The sequence below is a fragment of the Streptomyces sp. ISL-99 genome (assembly GCF_018614005.1).
GTDB lineage: Bacteria > Actinomycetota > Actinomycetes > Streptomycetales > Streptomycetaceae > Streptomyces > Streptomyces flavidovirens.
The window spans coordinates 77,301-91,619 of the sequence record NZ_JAGGPC010000039.1; the positions used below are offsets into that span (position 1 = coordinate 77,301).

The following is a 14,319-nucleotide window of genomic DNA, read 5'->3' on the forward strand; positions in this document are numbered from 1 at the left end:
ATCACACGCCCCATGGCACGCTGAGCGCATGACCGTCGCCCGCTCCGCCGCCCTCTTCCTCGTCGCCGCCCTCTTCGAGATCGGCGGCGCCTGGCTCGTCTGGCAAGGCGTACGCGGCGGAGTCCACAACCAGGGCCGCGGCCTGCTCTGGACCGGCGCGGGCGTCATCGCCCTCGGCGCGTACGGCTTCGTCGCAACGCTCCAGACCGAAGGCGAATTCGGCCGCGTCCTCGCCGCGTACGGCGGAGTCTTCGTCGCCGGCTCCATCGCCTGGGGCATGATCGCCGACGGCTACCGCCCCGACCGCTGGGACATCATCGGCGCCCTCGTCTGCCTCGCCGGAATGGCCGTCATCATGTACGCACCACGGGCTCGTTAGCCTGTCCCCATGCCTACGCCTATTGCCGTCATCACCGGAGCAAGCAGCGGAATCGGCGCCGCCACCGCCCGCCAACTGGCCGCCGCCGGCTACCGCGTCGTCCTCACCGCCCGCCGCAAGGACCGCATCGAAGCGCTGGAGGCCGAGCTCACCGCAGCCGGCCACCAGGCGACGGCGTACGCGCTGGACGTCACCGACCGCGCGGCGGTCGACGAGTTCGCCACCGCCTTCCGCACCCTCGCCGTCCTCGTCAACAACGCCGGCGGCGCGCTCGGAGCCGACCCCGTCGCCACCAGTGACCCCGACGACTGGCGCCAGATGTACGAGACCAACGTCATCGGCACCCTCAACCTCACCCAGGCTCTGCTCCCCGCCCTCACCGCAAGCGGCGACGGCACGGTGGTCGTCCTCTCCTCCACCGCCGGCCACGGCACGTACGAGAACGGCGGCGGTTACGTAGCGGCCAAGCACGGCGCGCACGTCCTCGCCGAAACCCTCCGCCTGGAGATCGTCGGCACCCCGGTCCGCGTCATCGAGATCGCGCCCGGCATGGTCAAGACCGAAGAGTTCGCCACCACCCGCTTCCGCGGCGACGCCGAGAAGGCCGCCAAGGTGTACGCGGGCGTCGCGCAGCCCCTCACCGCCGACGACGTCGCCGAGACCATCACCTGGGCGGTCACCCGCCCCAGCCACGTCAACATCGACCTCCTGGTGGTCCGCCCCCGCGCCCAGGCCTCCAACACCAAGGTCCACCGCGAACTGTGACCACCACGGACGGGCCCACGGACCGGTCCACGGTTACGCCGCCAAGCACCTCGGCGTGACCGAAACAGCAGGCGGCCCGCATCAGGAGATGAACTCCCGATGCGGGCCGCCTGCGAAGGGCACGACCGGCCGTTAGTTACGGCCCAGCCGTTACGGCCTACCGGTCTGATCCGGCGGCGGACCCTGCGGATCCCGCGCCTCCCCCGCCACCGTCTGCCCCGACTGCCGGGCCTGCTCGGTGACCTGACCGGCCTGGTCACGCGCCTGCTCCCGCGTCGTACGCGCCGCATCTGCGGCGGACTCCTTGACCCCCTGAACCGCCTGCTGCGCGGCCTGCTGGGCGTCCTCCTTCAGATGCTGCGCCGACTCGGCCGCCGCCTGCTTGACCGGCTCGATGGCCCCACCGGCCCGGTCCGCCAGCTCCGCGGCCGCCTGCTGCTCGGCCTTCGTACTCGGCAGCATCGAACCGGCCAGCAGACCCGCCCCGAAGGCGACCAGACCCGCCGCCAGCGGGTTGCCCTCCGTCTGCCGCATCGCCTCCTCAGGCGCCCTCTTGACCGCCTCGCCCGCCTGCCCGGCCGTCTGGCGCACGGTGTCGGCGGCCTGCCCGGCACTCTCCTGCACCGACTGAGCAGCCTGCTGCGTACGGTCCTGAGCCCGGCCCGTGGTGTGCGAAGCGCTGCCCATGACCCGCCGCCGCACACCGGACACCGCACCACGCACACGCCGGCTGCGCCGACGCGCCATCCGGCGGGGGCTCGTACGATCGGCCAGCCGGTCGACGTCAGCGGACAGCCTTTCCCGCGTCGTCTCGATGTCGGCCCTTACTTGGTCGGGTGACGTGCCCATTGCGCGTCCTCCTTAAGTGTCTGCACGGTCCGTTCCGGCTTCGGCGACACGCTGCGCATCCGGGAGCGGCCCATCACGAACAGGACGGCGCCCACCACCGCCCACACCCCGGTGACGATCAGCGCTGCCCAGCCGGCGTCCATCACGTTCGCCAGGCCGAACACGGCCGCCAGCGAAGCGAAGAGAGCCACCATGTACCCGGCGAACCCCGCCCCGCCGAACATCCCGGCGGCCTTGCCCGCCTTCGTGGCCTCCTCGCGTATCTCCAGTTTGGCCAGCTCCATCTCCTGCCGGAAAAGCAGCTGCACATCCGAGGTGACCTCCGACAGCAGCTCACCCACCGAGCTGTCCTGCGCCCGCTTGCGGGGAGCCTCCGGCCGGTACGGAGCCTCTGGCCGGTACGGAGTCTGCGGCGAATACGTCGACATCACTCACACCTCCGGTGAACCCGGCAGCCCGGACCACCCCGGAGCCTGAGCCGCCCTGCTGTCGGTCTCGGGCGGCGGCACCTGCACCGGCGGGTCCTGCGCGTGCTGAGCGGCGTCGCCGCCCGGCCGGCTGCCACCGTCACCGCGGGCCGTGCCGCCCCCGTCACCGCCCGACTGCGCCTTGCCGGCCTTGGCCAGCCGGCCGACGGCCAGGCCCGCCAGCGCCGCACCACCGAGGAACACTCCGGGCCGCCGCCGCGCGAACCCGCGCACATCGTCCATGACCCCCTCCAAACCGTTCCTGTCCAGGTAATCGGCAGCGCGGTGACCGCCATCGGCGGCCGTCGTGGCGAGGCTGCGCACCGGGGAGTCGCTCGGGGCGTTCTGAGCCATCCCGTCGAGATCGTCCGCCCACTTCCGCAGCGTGCCCACCGCGCGCTCTGCCTGCCCCTGAACCTCGTCGTTCACCCGGCCCCGCAGGTCACGCACCGCCGTACCGGCCTGCTGGCGAGCCTCACCCGTGACGGCCTTGGCCTGCTCCGTGACCGACCCGGCGATCTCACCCGCGGCCTGCCTGGCCTGACCGGCCGTGACCGACGCCTCCTCTTTCGCTGTCTGCCCGGCCTGCTGGACACGCCCGGCACCGCCATTCGCGGACACACCACTCATGGATTCCCACCTTCTCCGGGGAGGGTGAAGCCGGCCGGTACGCCGAGGCTTCACGCCGCGCCCCGTGTCTCTTGTGCTGGCTGGAACAACCTCCGGGTAACCACCCATAGCCGCCCGAAACAGCAGAAATCCACATTCCGGGCTCGCGATTCCGAGCTCGCGATTCCGGGCTTACGCCGCAATGCCCTCGCTGCCGGCCTCAGCACCCGCGCCCCGCCACGCACCCGGCTGCCCATCCCTGCGTACGACAAGCAACGCCGCCCCGGCACCGGCCAGCGCGAGAACCATCAGCGCCGCGCTCACCCACACCGGCGACCGGAAGCCGAACCCCTGACCAATGGCGACCCCACCGGCCCACGGCCCCACCGCACCGCCCACATTGAACGCGGCCGTAGCGAACGCACCCCCAAGCGTCGGCGCCCGCGCCGCAAGCCGGAACACCCACGAGATCAACGCCGTACCCGTACCGAACGCGAGCATTCCCTGCACGCATACGAGCCCGGCCACCGCCACCGGACTCCCGGCAGCCACCGCCAGCACCACCCACCCGAACGTGAGCGCCACCAAACCCGCCATCACCAGCGCACGGGGCCGCGCACCGCCGACCCGCCCCGCGATGCTGACGCCGACGAAAGACCCCACCCCGAAGAGCGCGAGAATCACCGGCACCCACCCGGCGCCGAACCCGGTGACGCGCGTGACCAGCGGCTCCAGATACGAGAACGCACAGAACGTAGCCCCCTGTACGAGCGCCATCGTCACCAGCGTCAACACCAGCCCGGCCCCACGCAGAACCCGAACCTCGTCCCGCGCACTCACCTCACCGGCTTCACCCCGCCCGCCGCCGTCCGGAACCGCCCGCGCGACCGCGAAGAAGGCCGGCACCGACACCAGAGCCACCGCCCAGAACGCCGACCGCCACCCCCACTGCTCCCCCAGCCACGCCCCCGCGGGCACACCCGCCACACAGGCGACGGTCACTCCACCCACCACGACAGACGTGGCACGCGCCCGGACCTCGGGCGCCACCATCCCGACCGCGGTCACCAGGGCCACGGCCCAGAACCCGGCATTCGCCACCGCCCCGACCACCCGCGAGGCGAGCAGCACGCCGTAACTCGGAGTCACAGCGCCCACCACATGGACGGCGACGAAAACCCCCAGAAAGACCAACAGAGCCCGCCGCCGCGCCCACCGCCGGCTCCAGAGGGCCATCAGCGGCGCACCGACCACCATCCCGACCGCGAAGCCCGAGGTCAGCAACCCCGCAGCCGGAATGGACACGTTCAAATCACCTGCGATGTCCGACACCAGCCCGGACAGCATGAACTCCGATGTGCCCTGGGCAAAGACGGCCAGCCCGAGCACGAAAACACCGAATGGCATGAGGGAACCCCAGAGGCGCCTAGTGGATCAACCAGTGAGAAACGAAACGGACACCCACACGCACAAAAAAGGGGGGCGGTCCACGAAACCCGGGGATCCGGCGACGCCAGCCACGCGAAGCACACCCACGGCCTCTCAGGCCGGCGGCTTCAGCACGCCAAAGGGTCAGCCACCGAACAACCGGTGGCTAGCCTCTGTCAGATTCAGGGCAAGACACGCCCGCGAAGCTACCAGCACACCCGCACCCCCTCCACTGATTTCCCGACGCACAGCCCCCGAGGAACGAGCTTCCCCTTCCCGTACGAGTGAACGCGTCGAATCACCCACTCGACGGCCGAATCCCCGTCCTAGGCTCGCCGCACAATCAAAAAACATGGCGGCCCTCGGTCGGGATTGCACTCCCGACCAAGGGCCTCACCACCAAGGAAGAGACGGAGCTTCCCGTGGCTGAACCCGACCCTAGCGCGCAGCCGTTCACTCCACCCGACGCCTTGACGCCAACGCGTCGGGCTTCATGGACCTCAAGACGCCCGAGTACGCCTACATGTTCGGCTTCCTGCAAGCCGACGGACACCTACGCCAAGGAGTGGGGCGGAAAGGCAGCCTGACGGTTGAGATCAACATCCGGGACGTCGACCTCCTGTACAGGTTTAAGCAGTTGACGCCCTACAACAGCAGCGTCACCGAACGCGTCCGTTCCACGAACTTCGCGGAGTCCCACCACTCGGCGACTTGGACCTTGTGCTCACTCGAAGCCAGGACCAAGATCAACCTGCTCGGTCTGCCCTACGGGCGCAAGTCCAAGAAAATCACTCCACCGCGCGTCGACTTTTCCCGTCGCGACTACCTTCGAGGGATCATTGACGCGGACGGCTCCGTTGGCTACACAAGTCCAGGGGCCCCCTTCGTGTCACTGACGACCTCCAGCACAGCCGTCGGGGTGTACCTCTGCCGCTACGCACGCCAACTAACGGGCACTGAACGCCTCATCAAGCGCAACACGCGCGACGAGATTTACAACATCTCCTACGAGAAGGAGACAGCCCAGGCCCTCGTGGCAGACCTGTACTACCCAGGTTGCCTCTCCCTCGGGCGTAAGCAGGTCAAGGCGGACTCAATCGCCTCATGGGCTCGCCCGGTCGACATGAGAGCTGCACATCCAGGACGGCGCTGGGAACCATGGGAAGACCAGGCTCTACTCCAGCTCGGCGATGCCGTGGTCGCAGCCGAAGAACTCGGACGGTCAGAGAGAAGCTGCCATATGCGCCTGTGGCAACTCCGTAGGGGCCGGATGCTGACGCCGAACAATCGCTGAGTTGCTGAACGGTGGGGCCCGAGGCAACAACAGCCCGGGCCCCCTCATCATTCACCCCTTGACACAGATGAACTGCTTCAGCTTTGCGACGACCTCGACCAGATCCCGCTGCTGGTCCATCACCTGCTCGATCGGCTTGTACGCCGCCGGGATCTCATCCACGACACCCGAGTCCTTACGGCACTCCACACCCCGCGTCTGCTCCTCCAGGTCCTTCGTCGTGAAGCGTCGCTTCGCCGCGTTGCGGCTCATCCTGCGGCCGGCGCCGTGCGAGGCCGAGTTGAACGACTTCTCGTTCCCCAGCCCCTTCACGATGTACGAGCCCGTGCCCATCGACCCCGGGATGATCCCGAACTCGCCGGACCCGGCCCGGATCGCGCCCTTGCGCGTGACTAGCAGGTCCATGCCCTCGTAGCGCTCTTCGCTGACGTAGTTGTGGTGACAGGAAATGACCGGTTCGAAGGTCACCTTGGCCTTCTTGAACTCCCGGCGGACCACGTCCTGGAAGAGCGCCATCATGATCGCGCGGTTGTACTTCGCGTACTCCTGCGCCCAGAAGAGGTCGTTGCGGTACGCCGCCATCTGCGGGGTGTCCGCGATGAAGACGGCCAGATCCCGGTCGACCAGCCCCTGATTGTGCGAGAGCTTCTGGGCTGCACCAATGTGGTACTCAGCGAGTTCCTTTCCGATGTTCCGAGATCCCGAGTGGAGCGTGAGCCAAACAGAACCCTCACTATCGAACAAACATTCGATATAATGATTTCCCGAGCCCAGCGTCCCCATCTGCTTCGCGGCGCGATCACGACGAAACTTCACCGCGTCCGCCACCCCGTCGAACCGCCCCCAGAAGCCGTCCCATCCCGCCATCGGGAACCCGTGCAGCCGGCCCGGGTCCACCGGACTGTCGTGCATTCCCCGGCCCACCGGAATCGCCTGCTCGATCTTCGACCGGAGCCGCGAAAGGTCACCCGGAAGGTCGTTCGCCGTGAGTGATGTTTTCACCGCCGACATGCCACAGCCGATGTCCACCCCGACCGCCGCCGGGCACACCGCACCGTGCATCGCGATCACCGAACCGACGGTGGCGCCCTTGCCGTAGTGGACGTCCGGCATCACGGCGAGGCCCTTGATCCAGGGCAGCGTGGCAACATTCTGAAGCTGCTGCATCGCGCCGCCCTCGACCGTCGCCGGGTCGGCCCACATCCGGATCGGTACCTTCGCGCCCGGTACCTCTACATACGACATAACTCCTCTATTCCCCCGATTTTCCCATAACGCAAAACTGGCACCAAGCACCGCGAAAGAGACAGCGGACCGGCATGTTGGCCAGTGCGTGCGATACACATTGTGTCCACCAGCCGCTATCGCGCGGCAACCGCATTTCTGATCGAAGGGAGCCTGGGACCGTGCAGCGAAAGGTGTACGTACCGGGCGTCGCGCTCCTCGCGGCGCTCACCGCCGGCTGCACCGGCGGCTCCGGTACCGACGGCTCCACCGCCGACGACAAGGCCGGCGAGGCGAACACGTCCGTCGCCGCCCCCGGCAAGTACCGCACGCTCCGTGAGCCCTGCGGCTCCGTCGACCGCGCCCTCCTCCGCGACCTCCTCCCCGGCGCCACCACGCTCCCCGAGGAGCAGCAGGAGAAGGCGTACGACGGCACCGCGGCCGTCACGTACGACACGGACCGGCGCGTCGGCTGCCGCTGGAAGGTGGACTCGCCCGCCGCCACGCACCACCTCCTGGTCGACTTCGAGCGGGTGGTCTCGTACGACTCCGACGTCAGCGACGACGACCGCGCGAAGGAGGTCTATGCGAAGCAGGAGATCGCGGCGGACCTCCCGGCGCCCACCCGGAGCCCGGAAGAGGGCGAGGGCGAGGACACGGAAGACGGCGAGGGTGAGGGTGAGGGAAGTGCCTCCCCCGACGGCAGCGGCTCTCCCACCGCGTCCGCCTCCCAGTCCGGCGACCAGGCCGAGGACGTGGCCGGTGACGACTCCGCCACCCGGACTCCGGACCCCGCCGACGTCACCGACAGCGCGAGCGGCTCCGGTGGCAGCACCGGCACTCAGGCCCCCCAGGGCCTCGAACCCCGCATCCTGGCCGACCTCGGCGACACCGCCTTCCTGGACGACGCCCTCGTCCGCTCCGGCTCGACGACGCAGCGCCGTACCGTGAGCGTGGTGTTCCGTACCTCGAACGTCATCGTGACCGTTCAGTACAGCGAGCAGCCCGCCCTGACCACCGATGTCCCCGACAGCAAGGAACTGCAGGAGAAGACGCAGGCCCTGGCCCGCCGGCTCGCCGAGCAGTTCACTGATTAGTCGATCAGTCTCCATGAGTGAAGGAACCATGCACCGATCAGCCCCGCGACTCTCTCGCATACTCGCCTGCGCAGCCGTCCCGGTGATGCTCGTCGCCGCCGGCTGCTCCTCGGACTCCGGAGGCGACAAGGACGCGTCCCCGTCCGCCACCGCCTCTCCCTCGGTGTCGGCGAAGCCGACCGTGAAGCCGGCGGTGTTCTCGAAGCTGCCCGAGCCGTGCAAGTCGATCAAGGAGAAGACGGTCGATTCGCTGGTGCCCGAGGCGAAGGACAAGTCCGGTACGGCCGACAAGTCGAACGACGTGTCCACGCGCGGCGGCTGCTCCTGGAACGGTCTCGACAGCAAGGGTGTCGACGGGTCGCAGTACCGCTGGCTGTCCGTCTCCTTCATGCGGTACGACTCGGACCAGTCCCGCGGTGCCGGCGACAAGCTCGCCGAGGAGTACTACGCGAAGCAGGTCGCCGCCGCGAAGGCGACCGACGGTGCGAAGAAGGTCGCGGACGAGCCCTCCGCCGGCATCGGTGACCAGGCGACAACGGTCTCGTACGACCTGCGCAAGACGGATGCGGACTTCAAGTACGCAACGGTCGTGACACGTACGGAGAACGTCGTCGCCACCGTGATCTACAACGGTGCCGGATACCAGGGCGCCAAGTCCCCCGAGGGCGCCGACCTGCTGAAGGACGCTCAGAAGGCAGCCAAGGAGGCGGTGGCGTCGGTCACGGCGGCCAACAAGTAGCCCTGGGCGGGAAGTAGTACGTATCAACCGATATCAGGCACGTACCGGAGCCCGGCCTTCCCCTTGAAGGCCGGGCTCCGCCGATACCCGCGCAACGCGACCCGCACACATGTGCCAGGCTGACCCCCGCCAAGTCCGTCGTAACGGGAGGGGATCGCGGGTGGCCGCGATGCAGTTGACACGCACGCACCGCATATTGATCGGTGTCGTCGTCGCCGGAGCGGTGGTCATCGCCGCGATCGGATTCGCCGGTTCGTACGCCGCCGTGCGCGAGCTCGCGGAGGAGAAGGGCTTCGGGGACTTCTCGCTGGTCTTCCCGATCGGCATCGACGCGGGCATCTGCGTCCTGCTGGCCCTTGACCTCCTCCTGACCTGGATGCGGATCCCCTTCCCCCTGCTCCGCCAGACGGCGTGGCTGCTGACGGCCGCGACGATCGCCTTCAACGGCGCGGCGTCGTGGCCGGACCCGCTGGGCGTCGGCATGCACGCCGTCATCCCGGTCCTGTTCGTCGTCTCGGTCGAGGCGGCGCGGCACGCGGTCGGCCGGATCGCCGACATCACGGCCGACAAGCACATGGACGGCGTACGCCTGACCCGCTGGCTGCTGTCGCCGCTGCCGACGTTCAAGCTGTGGCGGCGCATGAAGCTGTGGGAACTGCGTTCGTACGAGCAGGTCATCAAGCTGGAGCAGGACCGCCTGATCTATCAGGCGCGCCTCCAGGCCCGTTTCGGGCGTGGCTGGCGCCGCAAGGCACCGGTCGAGTCGCTGATGCCGCTGCGTCTGGCGAAGTACGGCGTTCCGCTCGCGGACACGGGCCCCGCGGGCCTGGCGGCGGCCGGCATCGAGCCGGCGCTGCTGCCCCCGGCGCCGGAGACCGCGGCGCAGCCGCAGCCGCAGCCGCAGTCGCAGTCGCACCTGCAGCCTCAGCCGCAGGAACTCCGGGCGCTCCCGGCGCGGGAGCACGAGCGGGAGCGCGAGCGCGAGCAGCCGTACCCCGACGAGGAGTGGCCGCAGGAGGCTCCCGACGCGGACGACCAGTACGCCGAGGGCGCGCAGGACCCCGAGGAGGCCCCTCCGGTCCCGGAGGGCCCCGGCTCGCACACGAGCCCGTGGTTCGCCGCGCCGCAGGTGCCGCAGCCTGCCGCCCAGGAGGCGGAGTACGACAACGGGTACAACCCGGCGTACGCCGAGGGCCCCGAGCCCACCCCCGTGATGGTCCCGTCGGGCCCCGGCCGCACCCGCCCCCTGGGCGGCATCCCGGGCCCACGCCACGAGCAGGACCCGGCCGGGTATCAGGGCCCTGGCGAGTATCAGGGCCCTGCCGAGTACGTGGAGCAGTACGAGGAGCCGTACGAACCCGAGGAGTGGTACTACGGCGCGTTCCGCAAGTACGTCGGCGAGAACAACACCATGCCCACTGCTCGCCAGTTCGGCTCGTACCTCCAGGACCTCGGGGCCGAGCCCCCGACTCCCGGCGAACTGTCCGACTACGCCAAGCGCTTCGAGATCCGCTACCAGCAGGAGCTGGACGCCGAACACATCGCCTAGACCCGCTTCCTGCGCGCCGCCGGGCATGCCCCCCCGCCCTCGCCACGCGAAAGGGCCGCCACCCCCGGAAACCCAGGAGCGGCGGCCCTCACCGCAAGCAGCGGCGCTACGCCCCCAGCAGCTTCCGCACCCGCTCCGCCCCCACCGCGAGCAGCAGCGTAGGCAGTCGCGGCCCGGTGTCCCGCCCGACCAGCAGCTGGTAGAGCAGCGCGAAGAACGACCGCTGCGCGACCTTCAGCTCCGGAGTCGGCTTGGCGTCCGGCTCCAGCCCCGCCATCACCTTCGGTACGCCGTAGACGAGCGTCGTGAGCCCGTCCAGCGACCAGTGCGAGTCGAGCCCGTCGAGCAGCAGCCGCAGCGACTCCCGCCCGGCGTCGTCCAGCGAACCCAGAATCGCCGCGTCCGGCTCGCTCCGCACGACCGTGCGCTGCTCGGCCGGCACCTGCGTGGTGATCCAGTTCTCGGCGCGGTCGAACCGCGGGCGCACCTCGTCCAACGACGTAACCGGATTCGCCGGGTCCAGCTCGCTCAGGATCCGCAGCGCCTGGTCCTCGTGCCCGGCGGTGATGTCCGCCACCGAGGCGAGCGTCCGGTACGGCAGCGGGCGCGGCGTACGCGGCAGCTCACCGGCGGCCGTCCTGATCGCACGCGAGTGCGCCGCCGCGTCGGCCGACAGCACGGTCCCGTCCGCGACCTTCTTCTCCAGCGAGTCCCACTCGTCGTAGAGCCGCTGGATCTCCTGGTCGAAGGCGATCTTGAAGGACTGGTTGGGCCGCCGGCGCGCGTACAGCCACCGGAGCAGCGGCGACTCCATGATCTTCAGCGCGTCGCCCGGCGTGGGAACACCACCCTTGCTGCTGGACATCTTCGCCATCCCGCTGATGCCGACAAAGGCGTACATCGGCCCGATCGGCTGCACGCCGCCGAAGACCTCACGCACGATCTGTCCGCCCACCACGAACGACGATCCCGGCGACGAGTGGTCGACGCCGCTCGGCTCGAAGATCACGCCTTCGTACGCCCAGCGCATCGGCCAGTCGACCTTCCAGACCAGCTTGCCGCCGTTGAACTCGCTCAGCAGCACGGTCTCGGAGTGCCCGCAGACGCACGTGTACGACAGAGCGGTGCTCTCGTCGTCGTACGCCGTCACCGTGGTGAGGTCCTTGCCGCAAGCGGTGCAGTACGGCTTGTACGGGAAGTACCCCGCGCCGCCGCCACTGCCGTCGTCCTCGGAGGCCGCCCCGGACCCCTCGGCGGCTTCCAGCTCGGCCTCGTCGACCGGCTTCTGCCCCTGCTTCTTGACCTGCTGCTTGACCTGCTGCTTGGGGTCCTTCTTCGTCCGGTACCGGTCGAGTACGGCGTCGATGTCGCCCCGGTGCTTCATCGCGTGCAGGATCTGCTCGCGGTAGGCCCCGGCGGTGTACTGCTCGGTCTGGCTGATGCCGTCGTACTCGACACCGAGCTCGTCGAGCGCCTGCGTCATCGCGGCCTTGAAGTGCTCGGCCCAGTTCGGGTACGCCGACCCGGCCGGCGCGGGCACCGACGTCAGCGGCTTGCCGATGTGCTCGGCCCACGACTCGTCGACACCGGGGACACCTGCCGGCACCTTGCGGTACCGGTCGTAGTCGTCCCAGGAGATCAGGTGCCGGACCTCGTACCCGCGCCGCCGGATCTCGTCCGCGACCAGGTGCGGGGTCATGACCTCGCGCAGGTTGCCCAGGTGGATCGGCCCGGAGGGGGAGAGCCCGGAGGCGACGACGATCGCCGGTGCGGCAGCACCATCGTGTTTCGCCCCAGGGGCACGTCGCTCCGACTCGGCGATGACCTCGTCCGCGAACCGGGAGACCCAGTCGGTCTCTGTGCTGCTCTGAGCCACGATCGGCACGTCCTCTTTCCCTCAGTAGCTCTCGATGGCTGACGCCAGCCATTCTCCCAGACGAACCACAGGCGTCCGGGGCCGCTGCCTTCGCTGCAGCCTTCACCTTCGCTGCAGCCTTCACCATTGCTGCAGCCTTTATACGAGACGACGGCCCCGCACCCCCCATGAAATACTCGTCTGCACATTCAACTTTCCTCTCGACAGGAACGGCAGCTCATGGCCTCGGTCCATTCCCTCGCTTCGACCGTCAACCAGCGCGTCGCGGACGCCCTCTCGGCAGCCCTGCCGGAGGCCGGAGCCGCCGACCCGCTGCTGCGACGAAGCGACCGGGCCGACTTCCAGGCGAACGGCATCCTGGCCCTCGCGAAGAAGGCCAAGGCCAACCCGCGCGAGCTGGCCACGCAGGTCGTCGCCGGACTCCCCACCGGATCCGCCGGTGACGTGATCAAGGAGATCGAGGTCTCCGGCCCCGGCTTCCTGAACATCACGGTCGCCGACCGGGCGATCATCGAGACCCTCGCGGCCCGCGCCGCCGACGACCGCCTCGGCGTACCGCTGGCCGAGCAGCCGGGCACCACGGTCGTCGACTACGCGCAGCCGAACGTGGCCAAGGAGATGCACGTCGGCCACCTCCGCTCCGCCGTGATCGGTGCCGCAATGGTCGAGATCCTCGAATTCACGGGCGAGAAGGTCGTACGCCGCCACCACATCGGCGACTGGGGCACCCAGTTCGGCATGCTCATCCAGTACCTCACCGAGCACCCGCACGAGCTGGACCACAAGCACGGCGGCCCGGAGGAGGGCGAGGCGGCGATGTCGTCCCTCAACCGCCTCTACAAGGCCTCGCGCGTGCTCTTCGACTCCGACGAGGACTTCAAGGCGCGCTCGCGGGACCGCGTCGTAGCCCTCCAGGCGGGCGACCCGGAGACGCTCGCGCTCTGGCAGCGCTTCGTCGACGAGTCGAAGATCTACTTCTACTCGGTCTTCAACAAGCTCGACATGGAGATCAACGACCCGGACGTCGTCGGCGAGTCCGGCTACAACGCCATGCTCGAAGAGACCTGCCAGATCCTGGAGGACTCGGGCGTGGCGGTCCGTTCCGACGGCGCGCTGTGTGTCTTCTTCGACGACGTGAAGGGCCCGGACGGCAAGCCGTCCCCGCTGATCGTGAAGAAGTCGAACGGTGGCTACGGTTACGCCGCCACCGACCTCTCCGCGATCCGTGACCGCGTGAAGAACCTGGGCGCGAGCACGCTGGTGTACGTCGTGGACGCCCGCCAGTCCCTCCACTTCAAGATGGTCTTCGAGACCGCCCGCCGGGCCGGCTGGCTGAACGAGGACGTCCACGCGGTCCAGCTCGCCTTCGGCACGGTCCTCGGCAAGGACGGCAAGCCGTTCAAGACGCGTGAGGGCGAGACGGTCCGGCTGGTGGACCTGCTGGACGAGGCGGTCGACCGTGCGACGGCCGTCGTGCGCGAGAAGGCCGACAAGGTGGGCCTGACGGAGGAGGAGATCGTCGAGAACGGCCGGTACGTCGGCATCGGCGCCGTGAAGTACGCCGACCTGTCGACCTCCGCGTCCCGCGACTACAAGTTCGACCTGGACCAGATGGTGTCGCTGAACGGCGACACGTCCGTGTACCTCCAGTACGCGTACGCCCGTATCCGGTCGATCATCCGCAGGGCGGGCGAGTCGAAGCCGACCGCCCACCCCGAGCTCGAACTGGCCCCGGCCGAGCGCGCGCTGGGCCTGCACCTGGACCGGTTCGCGGAAGTCCTGTCCGAGGTCGCCGCGTCGTACGAGCCGCACAAGCTGGCCGCGTACCTGTACCAGTTGGCGTCGCACCTCACGACGTTCTACGACCAGTGCCAGGTGATCAGCGCGGACAACCCGCCGGAGGTCGTCGAGAACCGCCTCTTCCTCGTCGACCTGACGGCGCGCACGCTCCACCAGGGCATGGCCCTGCTCGGCATCCGGACGCCTGAGCGTCTCTGATCAGATACGGCGATGCCCCCACCGGGACCGGTGGGGGCATCTCCG

At 69.1% G+C, this 14,319-nt stretch carries 13 protein-coding genes; 7 read left to right on the top strand and 6 right to left on the bottom strand.

Going from position 1 to position 14,319, the window contains the following annotated elements:
* The first annotated feature begins 28 nt into the window (after nt 1-28).
* Nucleotides 29-379, top strand: coding sequence for a YnfA family protein (locus tag J7E91_RS24380; RefSeq protein WP_214908324.1), 351 nt, complete (start codon nt 29-31; stop codon nt 377-379).
* A 9-nt stretch (nt 380-388) separates the two neighbouring features.
* A complete protein-coding gene (locus tag J7E91_RS24385; protein ID WP_214908326.1) occupies nt 389-1,144 on the top strand; it encodes an SDR family NAD(P)-dependent oxidoreductase in 756 nt (251 codons plus the stop codon).
* 150 nt (nt 1,145-1,294) lie between these two features.
* Here J7E91_RS24385 and J7E91_RS24390 read toward each other — a convergent pair whose 3' ends face one another.
* From J7E91_RS24390 to J7E91_RS24405, 4 genes are all read right to left on the bottom strand, one after another.
* A complete protein-coding gene (locus J7E91_RS24390; RefSeq protein ID WP_214908328.1) occupies nt 1,295-1,993 on the bottom strand; it encodes a DUF3618 domain-containing protein in 699 nt (232 codons plus the stop codon).
* Nucleotides 1,969-2,421, bottom strand: coding sequence for a phage holin family protein (locus J7E91_RS24395; RefSeq protein ID WP_214908331.1), 453 nt, complete (start codon nt 2,419-2,421; stop codon nt 1,969-1,971). Before J7E91_RS24395 ends, J7E91_RS24390 begins: the two co-directional genes overlap by 25 nt.
* 3 nt (nt 2,422-2,424) lie before the next feature.
* Nucleotides 2,425-3,090, bottom strand: a complete 666-nt coding sequence (locus J7E91_RS24400; protein WP_214908334.1) for a hypothetical protein — start codon at nt 3,088-3,090, stop codon at nt 2,425-2,427.
* Between the two features lie 171 nt (nt 3,091-3,261).
* Nucleotides 3,262-4,476 (bottom strand): Cmx/CmrA family chloramphenicol efflux MFS transporter, encoded by a 1,215-nt coding sequence (locus J7E91_RS24405; protein ID WP_214908336.1) that lies wholly within the window; start codon nt 4,474-4,476, stop codon nt 3,262-3,264.
* 514 nt (nt 4,477-4,990) lie between these two features.
* Here J7E91_RS24405 and J7E91_RS24410 point away from each other — a divergent pair.
* Nucleotides 4,991-5,791: a hypothetical protein gene (locus tag J7E91_RS24410; protein WP_214908337.1), complete on the top strand. Its 801-nt coding sequence runs from the start codon at nt 4,991-4,993 to the stop codon at nt 5,789-5,791.
* Nucleotides 5,792-5,842: 51 nt separating this feature from the next.
* Here the strand turns inward: J7E91_RS24410 and J7E91_RS24415 are convergent, their stop codons facing one another.
* Nucleotides 5,843-7,036: an RtcB family protein gene (locus tag J7E91_RS24415; protein ID WP_214908338.1), complete on the bottom strand. Its 1,194-nt coding sequence runs from the start codon at nt 7,034-7,036 to the stop codon at nt 5,843-5,845.
* 161 nt (nt 7,037-7,197) lie between these two features.
* Between J7E91_RS24415 and J7E91_RS24420 the strand changes: the two genes are divergently transcribed.
* From J7E91_RS24420 to J7E91_RS24430, 3 genes are all read left to right on the top strand, one after another.
* A complete protein-coding gene (locus J7E91_RS24420) occupies nt 7,198-8,112 on the top strand; it encodes a DUF3558 domain-containing protein (protein WP_214908339.1) in 915 nt (304 codons plus the stop codon).
* A gap of 28 nt (nt 8,113-8,140) precedes the next feature.
* The gene (locus J7E91_RS24425; RefSeq protein ID WP_214908340.1) at nt 8,141-8,851 is read left to right on the top strand and encodes a DUF3558 family protein; all 711 of its coding nucleotides are present in this window, start codon (nt 8,141-8,143) and stop codon (nt 8,849-8,851) included.
* A gap of 160 nt (nt 8,852-9,011) precedes the next feature.
* Entirely contained in the window at nt 9,012-10,400 is a 1,389-nt protein-coding gene (locus tag J7E91_RS24430) for a DUF2637 domain-containing protein (protein ID WP_214908341.1), read from the top strand.
* A 106-nt stretch (nt 10,401-10,506) separates the two neighbouring features.
* Here J7E91_RS24430 and lysS read toward each other — a convergent pair whose 3' ends face one another.
* Nucleotides 10,507-12,285, bottom strand: coding sequence for a lysine--tRNA ligase (gene lysS / locus J7E91_RS24435; RefSeq protein WP_214908342.1), 1,779 nt, complete (start codon nt 12,283-12,285; stop codon nt 10,507-10,509).
* Between the two features lie 210 nt (nt 12,286-12,495).
* Here lysS and argS point away from each other — a divergent pair, with 210 nt between their 5' ends.
* A complete protein-coding gene (argS, locus tag J7E91_RS24440) occupies nt 12,496-14,274 on the top strand; it encodes an arginine--tRNA ligase (RefSeq protein ID WP_214908344.1) in 1,779 nt (592 codons plus the stop codon).
* Nucleotides 14,275-14,319 lie beyond the last annotated feature (45 nt).